17 protein-coding genes are annotated in these 18,595 nt (G+C 47.8%); 14 read left to right on the top strand and 3 right to left on the bottom strand.

From position 1 onward, the window contains the following. Positions 1–9: 9 nt before the first annotated feature. The 14 genes from AAA946_RS05835 to AAA946_RS05770 all read left to right on the top strand — a co-directional run bounded on the left by AAA946_RS05835 (position 10) and on the right by AAA946_RS05770 (position 16,140). A complete protein-coding gene (locus AAA946_RS05835; RefSeq protein WP_338164018.1) occupies positions 10–945 on the top strand; it encodes a glycosyltransferase family 2 protein in 936 nt (311 codons plus the stop codon). A 276-nt stretch (positions 946–1,221) separates the two neighbouring features. Beyond that, positions 1,222–1,554, top strand: a complete 333-nt coding sequence (locus tag AAA946_RS05830; protein WP_338164017.1) for an STAS domain-containing protein — start codon at positions 1,222–1,224, stop codon at positions 1,552–1,554. Positions 1,555–1,600: 46 nt separating this feature from the next. Then, the gene (locus AAA946_RS05825; RefSeq protein WP_338164016.1) at positions 1,601–2,476 is read left to right on the top strand and encodes an OmpA family protein; all 876 of its coding nucleotides are present in this window, start codon (positions 1,601–1,603) and stop codon (positions 2,474–2,476) included. Between the two features lie 38 nt (positions 2,477–2,514). Next, a complete protein-coding gene (locus AAA946_RS05820; protein WP_445206094.1) occupies positions 2,515–4,578 on the top strand; it encodes an SLBB domain-containing protein in 2,064 nt (687 codons plus the stop codon). Next, positions 4,578–5,294, top strand: a complete 717-nt coding sequence (locus AAA946_RS05815) for a chromosome partitioning protein ParA (protein WP_338164014.1) — start codon at positions 4,578–4,580, stop codon at positions 5,292–5,294. The genes AAA946_RS05820 and AAA946_RS05815 overlap by 1 nt, the downstream gene beginning before the upstream one ends. Before the next feature lie 130 nt (positions 5,295–5,424). After that, complete coding sequence (locus tag AAA946_RS05810; protein WP_338164013.1) at positions 5,425–6,936, top strand: sigma-54-dependent transcriptional regulator; 1,512 nt, start codon at positions 5,425–5,427, stop codon at positions 6,934–6,936. Further along, positions 6,926–7,987: a glycosyltransferase family 4 protein gene (locus AAA946_RS05805; RefSeq protein ID WP_338164012.1), complete on the top strand. Its 1,062-nt coding sequence runs from the start codon at positions 6,926–6,928 to the stop codon at positions 7,985–7,987. The genes AAA946_RS05810 and AAA946_RS05805 overlap by 11 nt, the downstream gene beginning before the upstream one ends. 189 nt (positions 7,988–8,176) lie before the next feature. After that, positions 8,177–9,586, top strand: a complete 1,410-nt coding sequence (locus tag AAA946_RS05800) for an O-antigen ligase family protein (RefSeq protein ID WP_338164011.1) — start codon at positions 8,177–8,179, stop codon at positions 9,584–9,586. A 111-nt stretch (positions 9,587–9,697) separates the two neighbouring features. Beyond that, on the top strand, positions 9,698–10,426 hold the full coding sequence (locus AAA946_RS05795; protein WP_338164010.1) for an acyltransferase: 729 nt from the start codon (positions 9,698–9,700) through the stop codon (positions 10,424–10,426). A 12-nt stretch (positions 10,427–10,438) separates the two neighbouring features. Beyond that, the gene (locus tag AAA946_RS05790; protein WP_338164009.1) at positions 10,439–11,560 is read left to right on the top strand and encodes a glycosyltransferase; all 1,122 of its coding nucleotides are present in this window, start codon (positions 10,439–10,441) and stop codon (positions 11,558–11,560) included. Further along, positions 11,557–12,981 carry a GumC family protein gene (locus AAA946_RS05785; RefSeq protein WP_338164008.1) on the top strand — a complete coding sequence of 475 codons (1,425 nt, stop codon included), beginning with the start codon at positions 11,557–11,559 and terminating at the stop codon, positions 12,979–12,981. Before AAA946_RS05790 ends, AAA946_RS05785 begins: the two co-directional genes overlap by 4 nt. Before the next feature lie 173 nt (positions 12,982–13,154). Beyond that, positions 13,155–14,276 (top strand): glycosyltransferase, encoded by a 1,122-nt coding sequence (locus AAA946_RS05780; protein ID WP_338164007.1) that lies wholly within the window; start codon positions 13,155–13,157, stop codon positions 14,274–14,276. Between the two features lie 30 nt (positions 14,277–14,306). Next, entirely contained in the window at positions 14,307–15,512 is a 1,206-nt protein-coding gene (locus AAA946_RS05775; protein ID WP_338164006.1) for a glycosyltransferase family 2 protein, read from the top strand. Next, on the top strand, positions 15,499–16,140 hold the full coding sequence (locus AAA946_RS05770; RefSeq protein WP_338164005.1) for a sugar transferase: 642 nt from the start codon (positions 15,499–15,501) through the stop codon (positions 16,138–16,140). Before AAA946_RS05775 ends, AAA946_RS05770 begins: the two co-directional genes overlap by 14 nt. A 26-nt stretch (positions 16,141–16,166) precedes the next feature. Here the strand turns inward: AAA946_RS05770 and arnF are convergent, their stop codons facing one another. From arnF to arnT, 3 genes are read right to left on the bottom strand one after another with little or no spacing between them, the layout of a single operon-like run. Next, the gene (arnF, locus tag AAA946_RS05765; protein WP_338164004.1) at positions 16,167–16,592 is read right to left on the bottom strand and encodes a 4-amino-4-deoxy-L-arabinose-phosphoundecaprenol flippase subunit ArnF; all 426 of its coding nucleotides are present in this window, start codon (positions 16,590–16,592) and stop codon (positions 16,167–16,169) included. Then, entirely contained in the window at positions 16,592–16,939 is a 348-nt protein-coding gene (locus tag AAA946_RS05760; protein WP_338164003.1) for a 4-amino-4-deoxy-L-arabinose-phospho-UDP flippase, read from the bottom strand. Before AAA946_RS05760 ends, arnF begins: the two co-directional genes overlap by 1 nt. Further along, the gene (gene arnT, locus AAA946_RS05755; protein WP_338164002.1) at positions 16,939–18,591 is read right to left on the bottom strand and encodes a lipid IV(A) 4-amino-4-deoxy-L-arabinosyltransferase; all 1,653 of its coding nucleotides are present in this window, start codon (positions 18,589–18,591) and stop codon (positions 16,939–16,941) included. The genes AAA946_RS05760 and arnT overlap by 1 nt, the downstream gene beginning before the upstream one ends. Between the last annotated feature and the right edge of the window lie 4 nt (positions 18,592–18,595).

Genomic DNA, 18,595 nt, shown 5'->3' with positions numbered 1-18,595 from the left:
AATTCCAACATGACTTCACATTCAAACCCATCCGTCAGTATTGTCATTCCAAACTACAACTGTTTGGCGTACCTGCCTCAATGTTTGAAAAGCATCGAGCAACAAACCTATGTTGACTATGAGATCCTGTTTATTGATGATGGTTCGACAGACGGTTCGCGTGAATACCTTACTGACCTAAGCAATACCTATCCCCATATCTCACTCATTTTAAGTGAACGCACAGGGCCAGGTGCAGCGCGTAACCTTGGCGTCAAACAGGCAAAAGGGGAATGGATTGCATTTTTAGACGCCGATGATTTGTGGACCCACAGCAAACTTGCCGAGCAAGTGGCGTTTATGAATAACTATCCTGATTGTGTGTTGAGTTTCACCAATTATGAACACATTAATGAAGCAAACGAATTTATCATTCCTTGCTTCCAGTACTGGCCAGAGTTTCAACGTCATATTGAATCGCAACCTGACACCAAAAACTATCAGCTACTCAATAACGCCACTGCCATGCTATTTAAGGAAAACATTGTTGGTACTTCATCCGTGATGTGTCGACGTGACGCTTACCTGCAAGTGCACGGGTTTGACTGCGAACTGCCGAGTGCCAGCGATTGGGATTTGTGGCTTAAACTGAGTGAAGTGGGTGACGTCGCCTTTACTAATGAAATCCGCATGCATTACTTAATGCGCCAAGGCAGCGTCTCTTCCAATGTACCAAAACGCATTGAAGCGATGAAGATCATCGCCGAACGCCACGTAGCCTTCGCTCAAGCACAGTGCTCGAAGGCCAAGAGGTTTGTCGATGAACGTTTGATGGACGCTTATTGTGAATACGCTTCACAGCACAAGGGTTATCTACATCGCACCGCAAAGCACGTACAGACCTTTATCACCTACCCGAGTATTCGCCGTTTTAAAGCCATGGTGAAGTCAGCCATTATTTACTAACCATATCGCTCTGCCACTTACTCAGTGGTAGAGCTGATTCCCTAGCTCCACTTTTGGTTTGGTTACCGCCCTCTTCTCTACCACTACGCAACGCCTCTAACGCCCCACCTCATCTGCAAATTGAATTATCAAATTGAGAATCCTATCCTCATTATAAAAAAAACACACCCCATAACAGATTAAGACATTGAAATATAACAACTAAAAATCTTGGCACACTCCATGCAACCCTTTCAGTGTAGAAATACTTTGGCCATTAAGGACGAGGACAACATCATGGAACTACTTAGAGCTGAAACCACCCCCCATACCCTTCAAGTAAAAGTCTTAGGCGATTTCGACGCACGTGGAAGTCGATCTGCTCAAGCACAAATTGATGACATCATTCACAATGATGGTCACCAAGAAGTAGAAATAGACCTTGAGCAAGTGCGCTTTATGGATTCTTCTGGCATCGGTGCTATTGTTTATTTGTATAAGCGACTCGTTGAACGTGAACGAAAAATGCGTCTGGAAAATGTCACAGGACAGCCCCTGCAAATCATAAAGTTACTTCGAATTGGTCAGGCGATTCCAGTCAATACTCACGCCAGTAACGAGTACTTATAGCCTCAAAATATTAGACTATAAAGTTGGCAAAATAGGTGGTCACTACATGGAAGTAAACACGGGTATAAAACAAGCATTAACCTGTATTTTGGCAAGTCTTCTGGTTGCATGTACCAGTTATCCTGATGATGGAACCGGAGGCATTGCCGAACAATATGTAGGCTCCGATTTTTCACCTGTCATGCCAGACGAACCACTCGGCCCAGAGCATGGGCTACGCTTCGATTGGAAGCTGACCAAACTCCACTTAGATTCGCTAATACAAGAAGGTGCTCAATGGTGCTTTCCCGCTGCAGTATTGCAAGCTCAGGAGAAGCAAAACCGCATCGCACGAGAGCTTGAGGGAGGACTCTGGATTGACGCCGCCAACGACATCGTTATTCAGCGAAAAAAATTGAACGACCTAGAGCTACGACTAGACTACGTATTGAGCCAAGCAACCTGCGCGCCACCAGCAAAAGGGGCGGCATTTGATGACCAAATGTCGGTAGTAAGACGCATCTACAACCTTTTAAATGTCGACAATCAGTTTGCCTATGACTCTATAGAAGTGAACCCCAAGTACATGGGGCACTTAGCCGAGGCAGCGAACATTTTAAAACAGTACCCGAACATTCGATTGTCGGTCACGGGCCACGCAGATGCGACCGGAACGAAAGAATACAACGAGCGAATCGCCAAAGGACGCGCGCAACAGGTAAAACGTTACCTAACCATCTTTGGATTAGCACCAAATCGCATCGACACACACTCCTTAGGCGAAGAGTTGCCCTTATATGAGGGAAACACACCGGGCGTCATGCTCACCAACCGCCGCGTAAGCGTTGATGTCATTGCTGATAACTATAGCGCTACAGAAAGTTATAGCGCCACAGAAAGTAGCCGTACTGGACATGGAGCTGCTGACAAAGGAGCACAATGATGAAGCTTCTCAATACCCTAGCAACACTGTTATTAGCAATGTTCGTAGTTGTGTTCAGCCCTCCTGCACTCGCCGACGAAAAAAATGTCCAAGTTGGTGACCTCATCCAAGTTGATCTGCCCGGCGAGTCTAGCCTTAACCGAGCGTTTCAAGTCGACAAACGCGGTCGCATTAATCTTCCTGAAGTGGGACAAGTCTTCGTTGCAGGGTTTGATGAAACCCAGCTCGAGTCTGTTGTGGTTGATGCCCTTGGCACTATCTTTCGCGATACCAGCAACGTCAAAGTATTCATCGCCCAGCGTCAGATCCTGATTTCCGTGCAGGGTTACGTTGAGGCGCCTGGCGAATACACCATCCCTTACAACTCGAATGTACAAATGGCGCTACAAGCCGCTGGCGGCCTAAGAGCCGGGGCTCAACTCAATAAAATGATTCACCGAAGAGGCGCAGAGCGCAGTGAGTTTGATTACAAACAGTTCCTTGATACTGGAGATGACCGCGACTTACCCGCTTTGGAGTCCTTAGATATTCTCTTTGTACCAGCTTCGCCGCTTGTCGGTAATGTTGAGCAAGAGTTTGATGCGGCAAAGCTCGCTGACTCTGGTGACAGCGCCGATTCTCGCCAAGCGATCAAGGTGTTTGGTGAGGTCAATGCACCAGGCTCATTTTCTTACAAAGCCAATACCGACCTTGTCGATGTACTCATGCGCGCAGGGGGAGTTACGCGTTATGCCAGCGTCGAGCAAATTCGCGTTATCAGTAATAACTCCCCTATTCTATTCAACTTAAAACGCTACTTAGACAGTGGTGATACCTCACTACTGCCACCATTGCAGCCGGGTGCAACCATATTTGTTCCTAAACAAGAAGAAGAAATCAAATCCGGCTCGAACACCGTTTATGTTATGGGTGAAGTGGCTGCACCCGGTGCGTTCGAGGGTAAGCCCGGCGCGACATTTATGGATATACTCGCCAATGCCGGCGGTCCAACGCGTTTTGCCGAATCTCGTCAGATGCGAGTGATTAAATCTGACGGTTCAATCATACCTTTTGATATGACCGCTTATACCGAAGGCTTAAGCACAGCTCAAGCGCCACTTATCGAAGCTGGTGACGCGATTTTTGTACCTGAGAAGACAGATATCAATGAAAAGTCATGGTTAAAAATCTCACCTGACCGCGCAGTGAATGTCATTGGCGAAGTCGTCAGGCCCGGCCGTATCGAATGGTCAGATGAAATGGATTTGATGGATTTGCTGGCGCACGTTGGTGGCCCTAAGGGGCGTGCAGATACCTCTAAAATCGAAGTGGCAAACGGCGGAAAAACCGTGGTGTTTAACCTCGATGAGTTCATTAAAAAAGGCGCACCACAATCTGAGCTGCCTTTTATTGGCGCGGGCGCGGTAGTAAGGGTACACGATCTTCCGCAAGATCCGTCAGACAACAAAGCGCAATGGGTAAGACAGAGCTCTGATGCGTCCATTTACGTATTTGGTCAAGTCAATGCGCCTGGACGCTATCGCTTTACCAATGAGATGCATTTCCTAGACATTCTCTCAGCTGCAGATGGACCAACCAAAGACGCCGACATTCACAACATTCGTGTCACACATCGTGACAAACCTTATGCAAAAGTCAGTAGGCTCAATTTGTCGACTTACTTTGAAACAGGTGATGAGTCCATTCTACCGCTAGTGAAACCGGGGGATACTATCTATGTCCCGGAGAAAAACAAAAACTGGCTTGATACACCAAAAGAAAAAACGGTTCGAGTACTTGGCGCAGTGAAAAGCCCAGGCCGCTATGTGTTTAATGACAACATGACCATTTTGGATATTCTAGCCGAAGCTGGCGGCCCGGATGAGCGTGCTTACATCAGCAAAATAAGTATCGTCAATATGTCCTGCTGCCAAGGACAGGCTCGCTCATTTGATTTGGTTGAGTTTAGTAAAACAGCAGACATTCGAATGCTACCTGTACTTCGCGCTGGCGATACCGTTTATGTACCCGATCGCCGCAACAGCTTTGCTGAACAAGCACGATTGGGTCTCACCGATATTTTCCGAATCGTTTCGACCATTGCTATTATCGGAGCTCTGTGATGACGATACCTGCCACTCATGCTGAGATTGAAGAGCTGTATCTAAATGCTGAGTTAAAGCAGTGCCGCTCAATTTGCCTGACCGCTTGTAATAGTGGCGAAGGTACGACAACACTAGCAAAAGCGCTGACCGAACGTTATCTCTTGGCTGGCTACAAAACGCTGCTCGTCGACTTAAATATGTTTCGACCGAGTTTAGTACCCCTCGATTTTGATATGCCTTCGGACAACACTGATACCGCTAGTCAATTGCTTCAGGAGCAAGACAGTGATTCCTCGTCTCCCAAAGTGTTTTTGGGTGTCAGTGTGCCGAGCGACCCGAAAACACGTTTGCGGTTTAAAGACCCAATCCAACTTCGCAAGCAGACAGAGCGTTGGTTGGAAGAATATGACCGAGTCGTGTTTGATACTTCCCCCATTCTCAACGTCAATCAAAACAACATACCTGCTCAAGTGGTAGCTAATGCCTGCGACGGTACCTTTTTAGTGGTGCTTAGCGGCGTCACTATGACCAATCAGGTGACAGAAGCGACACAAATTTTGAACGACGCCACGTCCGTTCAGCTGCTTGGTTCCGTGCTCAACTATCGAGATCAACCTTCGCTTGCCAGCGAGATCTGTCGAGAAATCGATCGCTTGAGCTGGCTACCCAATCGTGTAACCAACTGGATGAAAACCAAAGTTCGCAACAACCGCTTCCTATCTCAATCGATTTAAGTCCTCATTTTGAGAGGTTCCTTGTCAAATTGTTATTATTCAGTACCTTAACAGGCGATACTTTGTTGCAAATTGACAATCTGTACTATCATTAAAAGAACAACGTCGAATAAAGCAAAGGATTGTAAGTATGACACCCAAGGTACTCTTGGTAGAGGACTCGTCTTCTCTCGCCGTTCTCTACAAGCAATACTTAAAGAATGAGCCGTTTGACCTGCTTCATGCCGCAACGGGCGGTGAAGCAAAGCGCATACTTGAACGCACGATCCCTTCTCTTATTATCCTCGACCTTCAGCTTCCCGACATGCAAGGCGAAGACATTTTGGAATGGCTTGAGGAGAAAAACATCAGCATTCCCGTTGTCGTTGTCACCGCACACGGCAGCGTAGATACCGCCGTTAAGCTGATACAAAAAGGCGCTAAAGACTTTCTAGAAAAACCAATCCGCGCCGACAGACTCAAAACCTCCATTCAAATCCACCTTAAACAGGCTGAACTCGAAACCATGCTGGACGATATTCAGCAAAAAATGGATCGCGAGCGTTTTCATGACTTTATCGGTGCGAGCATCCCGATGCAGGGGGTATACAAAGTCATTGATGCGGTGTCAAACACCAATGCCAGTGTGTTCATTATTGGCGAAAGTGGTACCGGTAAAGAAGTCTGTGCCAATGCCATTCACAATGAAAGTAACCGAAAAGACAACGCCTTTATTGCCATCAACTGCGGCGCGATCCCCAAAGACTTGATGGAAAGTGAAGTGTTTGGCCATGTTAAAGGGGCGTTTACTGGTGCAGCGACCGACCGAAAAGGGGCTGCGTCTCTTGCCGATGGCGGCACACTATTCCTCGACGAATTGTGTGAAATGGACTTAGAGATGCAGAAAAAGCTGCTGCGTTTTCTGCAAACCGGCACCTTTACTCCACTTGGCGCCACGAAGGAACAAAAAGTGGATGTCCGTATTATCTGCGCAACCAACCGCGACCCACTGTTAGAGGTACAAGAAGGTCGCTTTAGAGAAGATCTCTACTATCGAGTGCACGTTGTCCCCATCCACATGCCACCACTTCGCGAGCGCGACCGTGACATTGTCACACTTGCTGAGCACTTTCTGCGGATCTACTCTAAACAAGATGGACGCCGATTTGAAACCATCTCTAAAGACGCTCAACGCTACCTAAAGCGTTATACTTGGCCTGGTAACGTGCGTCAGTTGCAGAATATCATCCGCAATATCGTGGTGCTTAATGATGAGAAATCACTTGGTGTTCCCCATTTACCACCCGAAGTAATGGCATCCACAACCACAACATCTCCCGCAACACCTGTGTCTAAAAGCGTGCTATCGGTCGTACAGGAAACTCATTCTCCCACCATTACGGGCGCTGAAGTGACGCCAGAACTTCCCGCATCGTCGATGCCCACGGACAATGTCAATCCACCTCCATCAGTATCGATGGAGTCAACAAGCGGCCAATCAGTGACCATTCGCCCTATGTGGCAAATAGAGCGCGAAGCCATTCAACAAGCGATCGATTATTGCGATGGCAATGTGCTTAATGCAGCGGTTCTATTGGAACTCAGCCCATCCACCGTCTATCGTAAGAAACAAGCTTGGGAAGCCGAAGACAGTGCCTCTTAACCCGATGATTTGGTTGCTGCTCGATAGCCGCTCATTTGGCGGCATAGAGACCCATGTCTTGGAACTGGCCAAAGGATTACTAGCCCATAACTGCCAGGTGAAAGTGGTTTTTTCTAACGAATACCATCCGACGCCGCCGCTTGAAACTGCGCTGAACCAGTGTTCAATCGCGACGATGACACTAAGCCGTGACTATCCCAACATCCACCCACTTCTACGTCTAAAAGAGGCCATATCTAGCGCTGCGCACAACCAACGCCCTGCCGTCATTCACACTCATGGTTACAAAGGCAGCCTCTTAGCGCGAGTCACCCGCCTTCTTGGCTACACCGACTCAATCCGTATTGTCTCTAGCTTTCACGCTGGCGAAACGCCAAAAGGTCGCGTCAAATTTTATGATGCTCTCGATAGATTCAGTGCGTTCCTTAGTGAGCAGCGGATCTGCGTCAGTCGCACTATCCAGTCTAAGCTTCCATATAACAGCATACTGGTTAAAAACTTCGTCCCGAAAGCCTCTCTCGTCTCACTCTCCGCGCGCAACGTAGCCTTTGTCGGTAGATTAAGTGAAGAGAAAGGACCGGATACCTTTATTGAGATGGCCACTCACTTTCCAAACCATACTTTTGATATCTATGGCTCGGGTCCAATGGAATCGCTATTGAAAGAGATGGCCTCTGACAATGTCCATTTCCACGGCCACCAGTCCGACATGAATAGCGTATGGCAAAATGTCGACTTATTACTGATCACCTCTCGCTATGAAGGACTTCCAATGGCGGCTCTCGAAGCCATGTCACGAGGTATTCCGGTGGTAAGCTTTGAACTTGGAGAGCTCCCCAGCGTCATCGATACCGGTAGCAACGGCTGGATCGCGTCATCAAGAGAAGAGATGATCACCATTCTAGGCTCCTGGTTCTCCCTCTCGGAAGCCAAACGCTCGCAAATCAAGTATCACGCCCAGCAAACCATCGAACTCAATTACTCCACCGATGTGGTGATTCCAACGATGCTCGGCGTGTATGGTCTTAGCAACGCAAACGAAACACCATAAGCGCCACTTTTCAGCGGCTTACTATGCCATTCAATTTGATTCCCATAATGAGAAACGCGACCAGTCGTTAGTCGTCACTCTGCCCAATGCCACGCTAAGCCCTTACAGACAAAGGGGCTGGCGGTATTTGTCTCTTTGGCACTCTATTTGCGTAGTCATTACCAAGGATGCCCACTATGACAGGTAATCATGACGCACTTAACGAGTCAACCTTCACTCAGCCAAACTAAACACAGTAACCATATCGTACTGAGTTTAGTGCTGTGTGGGTTCGTCGGTGCGGCCTGGATGCTGGTTCCCCACCCTGTTATTGGGCTGGTGATTGCGTTGCTACCCATCGGGATTTTAGTGGTTCTTAGTCAAACGTTTTGGCTGGTGACTCTATTTATCGTCTTTTCCTTCTTTAGAATTCATGAAGTTTTCCCCGTGCTCTATCCTCTAAAAATCCCTTTGATGCTGTCAGCAGGAGCGTTAGCCGCTCTTATTTGGCATACGGTCTTCAGTCAGAAAATTAAGCTTTACTGGCACCCCACGTATTTTTGGTTATTGGTGTTTTGGGGGCTGGTGATTGTCGGGATCCCCCTTGCCTCAAATAAGGGGGTGGCCATCTCAATGTTTACTGGCAATTACGTTAAGATCATTATCATGACATTAGCGGTCTCTTGGCTAATCACATCATCAAAAGAGTTGTCTCGTTTTTCTTTTGCCATCGTTATCGCCGGTCTCATTGTCGGCTGCAAGGCAATTTTCAATTCGATCAATGGTATTGGATTGGTGGAAGGTTCACGTGTCACTATCGGACGCAGCTTTGGCTCCATGTTAGGCGACCCTAACGATCTGGCACTTGTACTCATGTTTCCCCTAGCGTTTACTGTTGCCACCGCAACCACGCGCGGAGTCGGGATTCCAATGCGATTGCTCGCAGCAGGCACCTCCATTCTCCTTTTTTTCGCAGTTCTAGCCACCCAAAGCCGTGGGGGTTTGCTAGGCTCTCTCGCGGTGTTTGGCGTATTTGGCTGGCGGTTTATCCAATCGAAAACCTTATTCTTCTCGCTAGGTATCATTGGTGCGGCCGTGCTGTATGTGGTGGCCGGGATTTCTAGCCGTTCTTCAGGTGGCGCTGCCGAATCGGGTATTGATGAGTCGGCCATGGGACGAGTTTATGCATGGGAAGCAGCCTTCAAAATGGCACTCGATAACCCCCTTTTTGGGGTCGGGCTGGACAATTTTTACTACAACTACTTCTTTTACAGCCCTCACTGGGATGGGTTGAACCACGCAGTACACAGTACTTGGTTTGGCGTGCTCGCTGAGTCTGGGTTTCTTGGTTTAGCGGTATTTCTGCTGTTTATCGTCAGTTTAATAAAATGCGCCAGGCATACCCTCAAAAACCTAGATGGCAACAAAGATATCCCTCCTTACCTTCGCTCTATGGCGATGGCGGTCTATAGCGGCCTTGTTGGCACCTTTGTATCAGGCACCTTCTTAACCCAAGGGTTTGTCTGGCCTATCTACATTCTTGCCGCCCTTACGATTGCCGTTTCACAAATCGCTTCTCAATTTGAGAAATCAGCAAACCCACAACAAGACAAACAATAAGCCACTGTTTTAAAAGAACATTAATTCTGGCTCAGTTCTTGAATTGCTTAACGTAACCACTTGGAACTGGCGGTATCTCACCCAGCCTTGGAATGCAAAAGGAACACGACTATGGCCACTGCAACTTCATTTGATTTTAAAACCTGGCTACGCAGCCATCCAAACCCAAAAATGCGACAGCTATTTGTGATGTTAAAAAGAGCGCGTGCGATGGGCATTCCGACACCTAGCATCTATAACAAGTTGATGTATCGACTCATCACCACCATAAAAGCTGGCTTCGATACTCTTACTCGACTGTTTATTTATACGCCTGCGTTCAAAGGACGTCTCGCAAGCTGTGGTCACTCACTTTACTTATACAGTGGTCTGCCCTTGGTCACCGGTCCACTCAAAATTGAACTCGGCAACGAATGCCGCATATCTGGCCACACAACATTAAGTGGTCGTACTACACCGCACCCAGATCCCAATGTAACCCCAACGCTCAAAGTCGGTAGTAATGTTGATATTGGCTGGCAAGTGTCCATCGCAGTGGCAGGAAAAGTCGAAATTCAAGATAACGTGCGTCTTGCGGGGCGATGCCAGCTCTTTGGCTACTCTGGTCACCCGTTAAATGCTGAGCAGCGCGCGCTTGGCGCGCCTGATGAAGACCACAGATTAGGTGATATCGTTTTAGAGCGTGACGTATGGCTAGCCACTGGCGTCACCGTTCAGCCGGGTGTCACCATTGGTCAAGGTACTATAGTCGCGGCTGGCAGCGTGGTAACGCACGACTTACCGGCTAATGTCATCGCCGCGGGTTCGCCCGCCAAAGTGGTTAAAAAGATCACTCAATAAGAGGACATGGCTATGCGAGACCTGATTGTTTTTGGTGAAGATTACGGAGCGTTGCCGTCAAGCACGCAGCACCTAGTAAAGCGTTTAGCGACAAAAAGAAAAGTACTTTGGATCAATTCTATCGGACTGCGACAGCCCCGCCTGAACACCAATGACTTCAAGCGTGCGCTAGGCAAAATACTCGGCAAAGGAAAAGCAGAACACTTTCAATCACACCGAGTAGAACATCCGCCCTCTATGACGATTGCAAATATTCACACCCTGCCAGCACCTCGCGCGACTTGGAGTCGAAAACTGGCGGCAAAAGCGATGGCCTACCAACTAAGGCCAATGATTGATGAACTCAATCTCAACGATCCGATTGTGTGGACCTCGCTGCCAACAGCTGCGGACGTATGCGCACTGCTCGAACAGCGTTCTGTCGTGTATTACTGCGGTGACGATTTTGGTGCATTAGCCGGAGTCGATCACGCGACCGTCCTCGACCACGAAAAAGGCTTAGTCGCCCAAGCGGATTTAGTCATCACTGCCAGCGAAAAACTCTGTGCTCGATTTCCTAGCCATAAGACGCGTCTACTTAGTCACGGCGTAGACAGCAAGCAATTCTCTACACCAGCTCCGCGCGCGACCGACCTCCCCGATCGCGGCAGACCTATTGCAGGTTTTTACGGAAGCCTTTCGAATTGGCTCGATTACGAGTTGCTTAATCAAACAATCGCGGCACTGCCAAACTGGGATTTTGTATTCATTGGTCAACTTGAGCTAAGTCGACTACCAATAACCGCTGCAGACAACGTGTTTTATTTGGGGCCTAAGCCGCACCACGAACTTCCTCGCTATAGTCAGCACTGGACCGTTAGCCTTCTACCCTTCGTTCTCAATGAGCAGATTAAGGCCTGCAACCCGCTAAAGCTCAAAGAGTATTTGGCGGCAAGACGACCTGTGGTGAGTACCGACTTTCCCGCCCTGTCAGGCTATCGTCAACATGTCAACGTCATCAGTGATGCTGATACTATGGTTGTAGCACTTAACCGCATTGCTCAGGAGAGCAAAATTTTACCAAAAGGGTTAGTCGACAACGAAAGCTGGGATAACAGGGCGAGTACCTTAGAGCTGTACTTGGAGGCACTATGAGTGAACTTAAGATACGCCTACTGGTGATGTTAACTGCGGCGTGGCGTCGCCGCTATGCGATTATCATCCCTATTTTGGTGATGCCCGTCATCGCCTATACCATTGGCGCCATGACGCCACCAAAGTATAAATCGCATACCAGTATGTTGATTCAAGAGACAGCGAAAATGAATCCATTTCTTGAAGACATCGCCGTATCTACCATGCTCAAAGAACGTTTATCAGCGTTGAAAACCTTACTCAATAGTCGTCACGTCCTTCAATCCGTCGCACGGGATTTAAATCTAATCAACGACACCATGAGTCCCTACGAGCAAGACTCTGTGATTGCGAACATTTCCTCCAATTTAACGGTCAGTCAGCTTGGCAAAGACTTTATTAAGATTGAGCACTCAGCGTCATCCCCCGATGGGATGAAAGCCCTGCTTGAGTCAGTCAGCGTGCACTTTATTGAAGAGCTGCTCGCCCCCGAACGATCGTCCATTCGTGACTCTAGCGAGTTTCTGACTATTCATATTGAGAAGCGCAAACAAGCTCTGGAACTGGCTGAACAAGCGCTGGCGGAGTATTACAACGCACACTCTGCTGCCACCCCTGAAATGCAAAGTGAAAACCTAAGTCGTCTGGCGAAACTCAAACAAAAACTGGCTGAGAAGCAAGCTGAGCTGGCGGGTATCGAGAAGAGTCTTGGTACTTTAGACCAACAGCTTTCGAAGACTAACCCGATTGTTGGGCGGTTAGAGGAACAAATTATTGAGATCCGCAGTGAACTGACGCTTCTCAAGGCAAAGTACACAACCTCTCACAGCGCTGTACAAGCAAAACTGCGTGAGCTGCAACGACTGGAGCAAGAGCGGTCGGTATTGTTAAGCAGCGAACAAACCGGACTGGATTCCGACCAACTATGGGACATTGCCAGCGCTGCGGGTGCAGGCAGCAGTCGTGAGTTTCAGCCACTGTTAATAACACAATTACAAAACCTTCAAGTCGTAAGAGGGCGCTATGAGTCACTGAAACAAGAAACATCCAGCTTGGAATCAATGATCTCTGAGCTCACTGCCAATGCAAAAAGCTACGGCAGCAATGCAAAGCAACTGCTGCGTTTACAGCGTGACGTAGCACTAAAGCGAGAGCTCTATGATGAGCTGGTAGAACGCTATGAAATGGCAGAGCTCACTGGCTCATTGGGTATCTTTGAGCAAAACAAGCGCGTTAAAGTGATTGATCTTCCTTACACACCAAGCAGCTCAACCAATCTACCAGCTATTGTCTTTGCCATAATAGGTGTGGTCGCAGGGATCGCTCTGGGTATCGGCACCGCTATTTTTCTTGAGCTGTTTGACACCACCATTCGCCGCCGACAACAGCTTGAAGATGCGAAATTGCCCGTCATCACAGCGATTCCTAAAATTACCTACTAGATTTTCAAAATTGCATGTCATTTCGAGAAATGGCATGCAACTAAGCTTAACCAATTGTATTTATTTAGCTTTTATTTCTGGCACGCTAAGTGCAATTCTCTTACTAACTACTGCTGCCATCGTTACTTTTAATCACAACGAGAACGGCGCAACTAATCAGTAAGGAGACTGTAATGATGGCGACTAAGCACAACACCCACAAGGCTCAGCATAACAAATCAACGCTCACTACCGTGCATATCGTCCAGCATCTCGCGCCAGGCGGTTTAGAAACCATGGTGATTGAGCTTCTAAAGCAAACGCCAGCTCATGAACGCTGCTACATCATCAGTTTAGAGGGCTCGCGAGAAGAAGCGATCCAAAACTGGTCAATCTTAAGACACTACCAACAGCAATTAGTGTTTCTTAATAAAAGCGAAGGCTTACAGTTATCCCTTATCAAACAACTTAGCACAGAGCTCAAACGCCTAAGTGCCGATGTCGTTCACACTCACCACATTGGTCCCCTTCTCTATGGTGGCATTGCAGCACGATTGAGCCGCGTGGCAACTTGTATCCATACCGAACATGATATGTGGCACTTGCAAAATACTAAGCGTCGACGTGTTGAAACTCTGGCATTAAAACTGGTTAATCCAATACTGGTTGCCGATGCAGACGAGGTGAGTAAACAACTTAACGAATTGTTTCCATTTACCGAATCAAAAGTGATCAAGAACGGTGTCGATTGCAACCGATTCGTACCAGCTAATCAAGCAGCAGCGAGACGCATTTTAGGCCTACCAGAGGACGCACTGCTGATTGGTGCTGCTGGCAGACTGGTTCCTGTTAAGTCTCATACCACACTCATCAAAGCGGTTTCACGCTTACCAAATACTACACACCTCGCTATTGCTGGTGCCGGGCCGTTAGAGCACGAGTTAAAGCAGCTTTGCCATCATTTGGGTATCAGCCAGCGAGTCCACTTTTTAGGGCTAGTCAGTGATATGCCAACCTTCTATCAGTCGCTGGATGTGTTCTGTTTGCCATCCAGTTGCGAAGGTTTCCCACTATCCCCCCTTGAGGCGCAAGCGTGCAATATTCCCGTCGTCGTTACCGACGTAGGTGCTGCGCGCGAAACACTCTGCCCTCTCTCAGGGCTAACAACCAAGTCCAAACGGGTATTTTCACTACTGGCAACATTAGAAAAAGCGATTGCCACCCGTCACCTATTTACACCGCGAGATTTTGTTGTCGAACACAACGATGTACGCACCATGAGCCGCGCCTATCGTGACCTCGCGATTAAGGCATAAAAAATGACTCACGCTACTCAAGGAATAGATATGCAAACACTACTTATGGCCTTATTTTGGACTTGCGCCTTCTTTATCGTCTACCATCACGCCATTTACCCTATGCTGCTCAAATGGTGGGCATCGCGCCACCCTCTGCCAAAGGCAAAACAGGTCAAACTCTATCAAACCGACAGTTGCGCTGCGTTACCATCAATAACCATCGTCATCCCTGCTTACAATGAAGAGAAGTGGATCGCCGACAAGATCCGTAATTGTGCGGTACTCGATTACCCTCGCGACAAACTTGAAGTAGTAGTCATTAACGATGGTAGTACAGACCACACGCTGACCATCGCCGAAGAGACCATTCAAGAGGCGATCTGCTGCGATACACTGTTCAGAATCATCGACAATAAAGACAATCAAGGAAAAGTATTTCGCCTCAATCAACACTTAGCAGAAATCACCAGCGATATAACATGTATCTCCGATGTATCCGCGCTGATTTCTATCGATGCTCTCAAACTCGCCGCGCACCACTTTCAGCGCAGCGATGTGGGTGTGGTTAATTCAACCTATCAGCTCTTGGAGCAAGACGAGCGCGGTGAATCCCTTTACTGGCGCTATCAGAATCAAGTGAAATATAGCGAATCTACCTTCGGCTCGACCATTGGCGCACACGGTGCACTCTACTTCATTCGAGCTGAGTTATTTGAAGCTCTGCCCTATAACACGATTAACGATGACTTCATCATTCCCATGAACATCGTTCGCCGCGGCTACCGAGCAGTATACGAACCTCACATGAATGCGGTTGAAATGGAAAGCAGTAGCACCAATCAGGATTTCAAACGTCGACTACGTATCTCTGCGGGTAATATGCAGCAAATCATTGCACTGCTCCCTCTGTTTGCACCGCAACATAAAGGCACGGCACTGACCTTTTTTTCCGGCAAAGCGCTTCGTGTCTTGACCCCTTATTTGATGCTTACCTGTCTAATAACGTCAGCGATATTGGCACCGACGAGTACGCTGTTTACCAGTTTTCTATTCCTGCAAGTCGCATTATATGGCTCTGTCACCATTAGCGTACTTGTTCCTAAACTACAGTCCTTCAAGCTTGTTCGTGCTTTCACTTACCTGGTCGTTGGACACACTGCAAATTTAATTGGTGGTCTTCGCTATTTAATAGGCTTAGAAAATGGCGCCTGGAAGCGTCTACCACAACAGGAGAATGAACATGAAAAAGGTTAATATGGAAAAAACACTGATCCGCATCTCTAAACGAATCTTCGATTTAGTTGGAGCCAGTGTAGGCATGCTCATCCTCGGGATCTGTTTTATTCCTGTCGCTATTGCTATTAAATCGACGTCAAAAGGCCCTATTTTTTATCAGCAACTGCGCGTCGGCAAATGGAGCCCAACTAAAATGGACTTTATTCATGTGCTTAAGTTTAGAACCATGTACATTGATGCCGAGTCTCGAACTGGCGCAACGTGGGCTACTGAAAACGACCCTCGAATTACGCCTGTAGGCCGATTTCTGCGCAAAACACGCCTAGATGAATTGCCTCAATTTATTAATGTACTGCGTGGCGATATGTCGCTTATCGGCCCACGACCGGAGCGTCCGGACTTTTACCAGAAGCTAGAAAATGACATCCCGTTCTTTGTTGAACGCACCTACGATGTACTTCCTGGTATTACTGGCCTTGCCCAAGTCAACCAAGGTTATGACACTTGCATTGAGGATGTACGCAGTAAAGTAGGCTTCGACCACAGTTATGCTCTGTCTTTGTCATCTTACAAATCTTGGTTGATGACAGATGTTCATATCGTGTTTAAGACATTGAAAATCATGGTTGATGGCAGAGGTCGATAGAGCTGGATACCAATAAAAAATCCAGCTTACGAGCTGGATTTTTTTGCGGTAAAAATGAGCGTTAGGCCAAGGAGAATGCAAGCAATGCCCGAAAGTTTAACCCAACTGAACGGCTCATTAAGCCAAGGTAACGTCACCGCTAATGCATAGACAATGACGTAACTGAGACTAAGTAGTGGATAAGCAACACCAAGCGGTAAATGTTTAAGCGCCATGACCCAACAGCCCATAGACAAAGCGTAACAGCCTAGACCTATCACAACACAGAGCAGCGCTGGCCAAAACTCACTCACTATCGTCAGTAAATCGATAGCCAACAACGCAGGTTGCAATGTCGACCAATGGTCGGATAACGCGCCCATGCCCCACTTCATCGCAAGTTGCGCGATGGAGATCAACATGACACTGACAAGAGCAATAGGAAGGCCTGCTTTCAAGTCTTTTAACACCATTAGTTCGCCCCTCCAATGATGCCAATACCAACCATAATCATCATCACACCAAGCCACTGCCTTGGCACAATCACTTCACCAAAAGCAAACTTAGACACCAACAGCATAATAACGAAGTTGACACTGAGCAGTGGATACGCCACGGAGACATCCCACTGGCTCAAGACACCTAGCCAAGTGATAGCACTGGTGCCAAGAAACCCAATCCCTAAAATCATAGGAAAGCTCAGAAGCTTGCCCACCATAGAGAGCTGTGGGTTCTCCTCGAAGTACATAGCAGCTCGCTTTTGCCAATATTGACTCAGCGAGCTAGCCAGTACAGAAATGATGTACAACAGTACCGTCATTACTCTGCCGTAACTTGGTTGAAGATCAAAGCATGGTAACGTCCGCGATCAAGGTGATCATCCGCTACTGGGAAATCGGCTGGCAAAGCAGGTAGATTTCTAAAGTGGAGAAGAACTGGTGCCGTCTTCTGTTTTTCTTTAATGAAATCACCAAGCTCGGCAAAGGGTACCCAACGATGATTGGCATCATCATAAGCCAAACCATAATCCACCTCACCCATGCCTTTTGTTAAGTAGACATCGGTACGTTTTAGGTACCAGTTAAGTGCAGACATGGTGTCTGGATAGTCAGCAATCAGCACCATTTCATCCGTGACTTTCGGTGCCAACTCTTCCATAAAGCGACCTGGCATTTTTGAATCAATGGTCGTATTTGGTACCACGGTTGAGAACAGCGCAAACAACGCCAATGGAGATAGCATATAGGCTGCAAATTTGTGCTCAAACGTCTTAGCTTTAGCGGCAAAAAATGCGCACGCTGCCCAGAAACCTAAAATAAACAATGCAACCCAAGGGCGGTACGATTCCGTCTCATCCAATGGTAGCTTGCCCATAAAGAACATAACCATCAGAGTGATCGCCACAATCGAGAAGAATGCACCGTTAATCAGAGAACCGATCTTTAGGCCTTTCGCTTTTTTGCTATACGCTTTAAGAATGCCGTGTGTCAGCAAAATCGCAATCGGTGCCATACAAGGCAGAATGTAGGTCGCCAGCTTACCACTTGCATAAGAAAACAATAGAAACGGCATCAATGCCCACAAAATTGAGTAACGGATCAGCGGCTTGCTAAGCTCGCCTTTCAACTGAACAGTCGCTGATGGTGCCCAGAATACCCAAGGAAGCGTGCCCAAGAATAGGAACGGGACGTAGTACCAAATCGGTGCTGCGTGCTGTGCATCTTCTGCCGAGAAACGGTGGATATGCTCTTCCCAGAAGAAGTAGTTCCAGTAGTCAGGTTCAGCCGCATGGATCGCAAGTGACCAAGGTAGGCAGGTGAGAAATGCCACCAGCATCACCCACCAGCCCCAACGAAGGATCTCTAGGAACTGCTTTTGCAAAATCATGTAAGGCACAACCACAATCACTGGTAGTGCTAGGGCAAGGAAACCTTTAGTCAAAACCGCACAACCACAGAAGAAACCTGCGAGACCATAGTGCAGCCAACGCTGCTTGGTGCTCGTTGCTTCTGTCGCAAAATAGAACGCGGCATAACAAGCCGTGAGCCAAAATGCCAGCATGCCATCAAGTACGCTGTAGGTACCAATCGCAGCCACCATGAACATGCTCAAGAACACGCCTGCAGTTAACCACCCTTGACGGCGATCAGCCATACGGCTTACAAGCGATACGAGGAACAGCGCACCACCGAGTGTCGCCAATGCAGATGCAATACGCACCGCGAAATTGGTATCACCAAATACAACTTGAGCAATGGCATTAAACCAGTAGCCCATGATCGGCTTTTCAAAATAGCGCAGGTCGTTGAAGGTAGGAACAATCCAGTTTCCAGACGCGACCATCTCTCGAGAGATCTCACCGTAACGCAGTTCATCAGGAGACCACAAAGGACGCAAGTCGAGCGGTAATATGTAAAGCGCAATAAAAAACAGCGGTACCCATACCGCCCAGTTAATTCGTGATTGTTGCATTCTT

The organism is Vibrio sp. 10N, from assembly GCF_036245475.1.
Lineage (GTDB): Bacteria > Pseudomonadota > Gammaproteobacteria > Enterobacterales > Vibrionaceae > Vibrio.
Note: the sequence above shows the minus strand (reverse complement) of the source record. Positions and strands in the feature narration are given on the sequence as shown.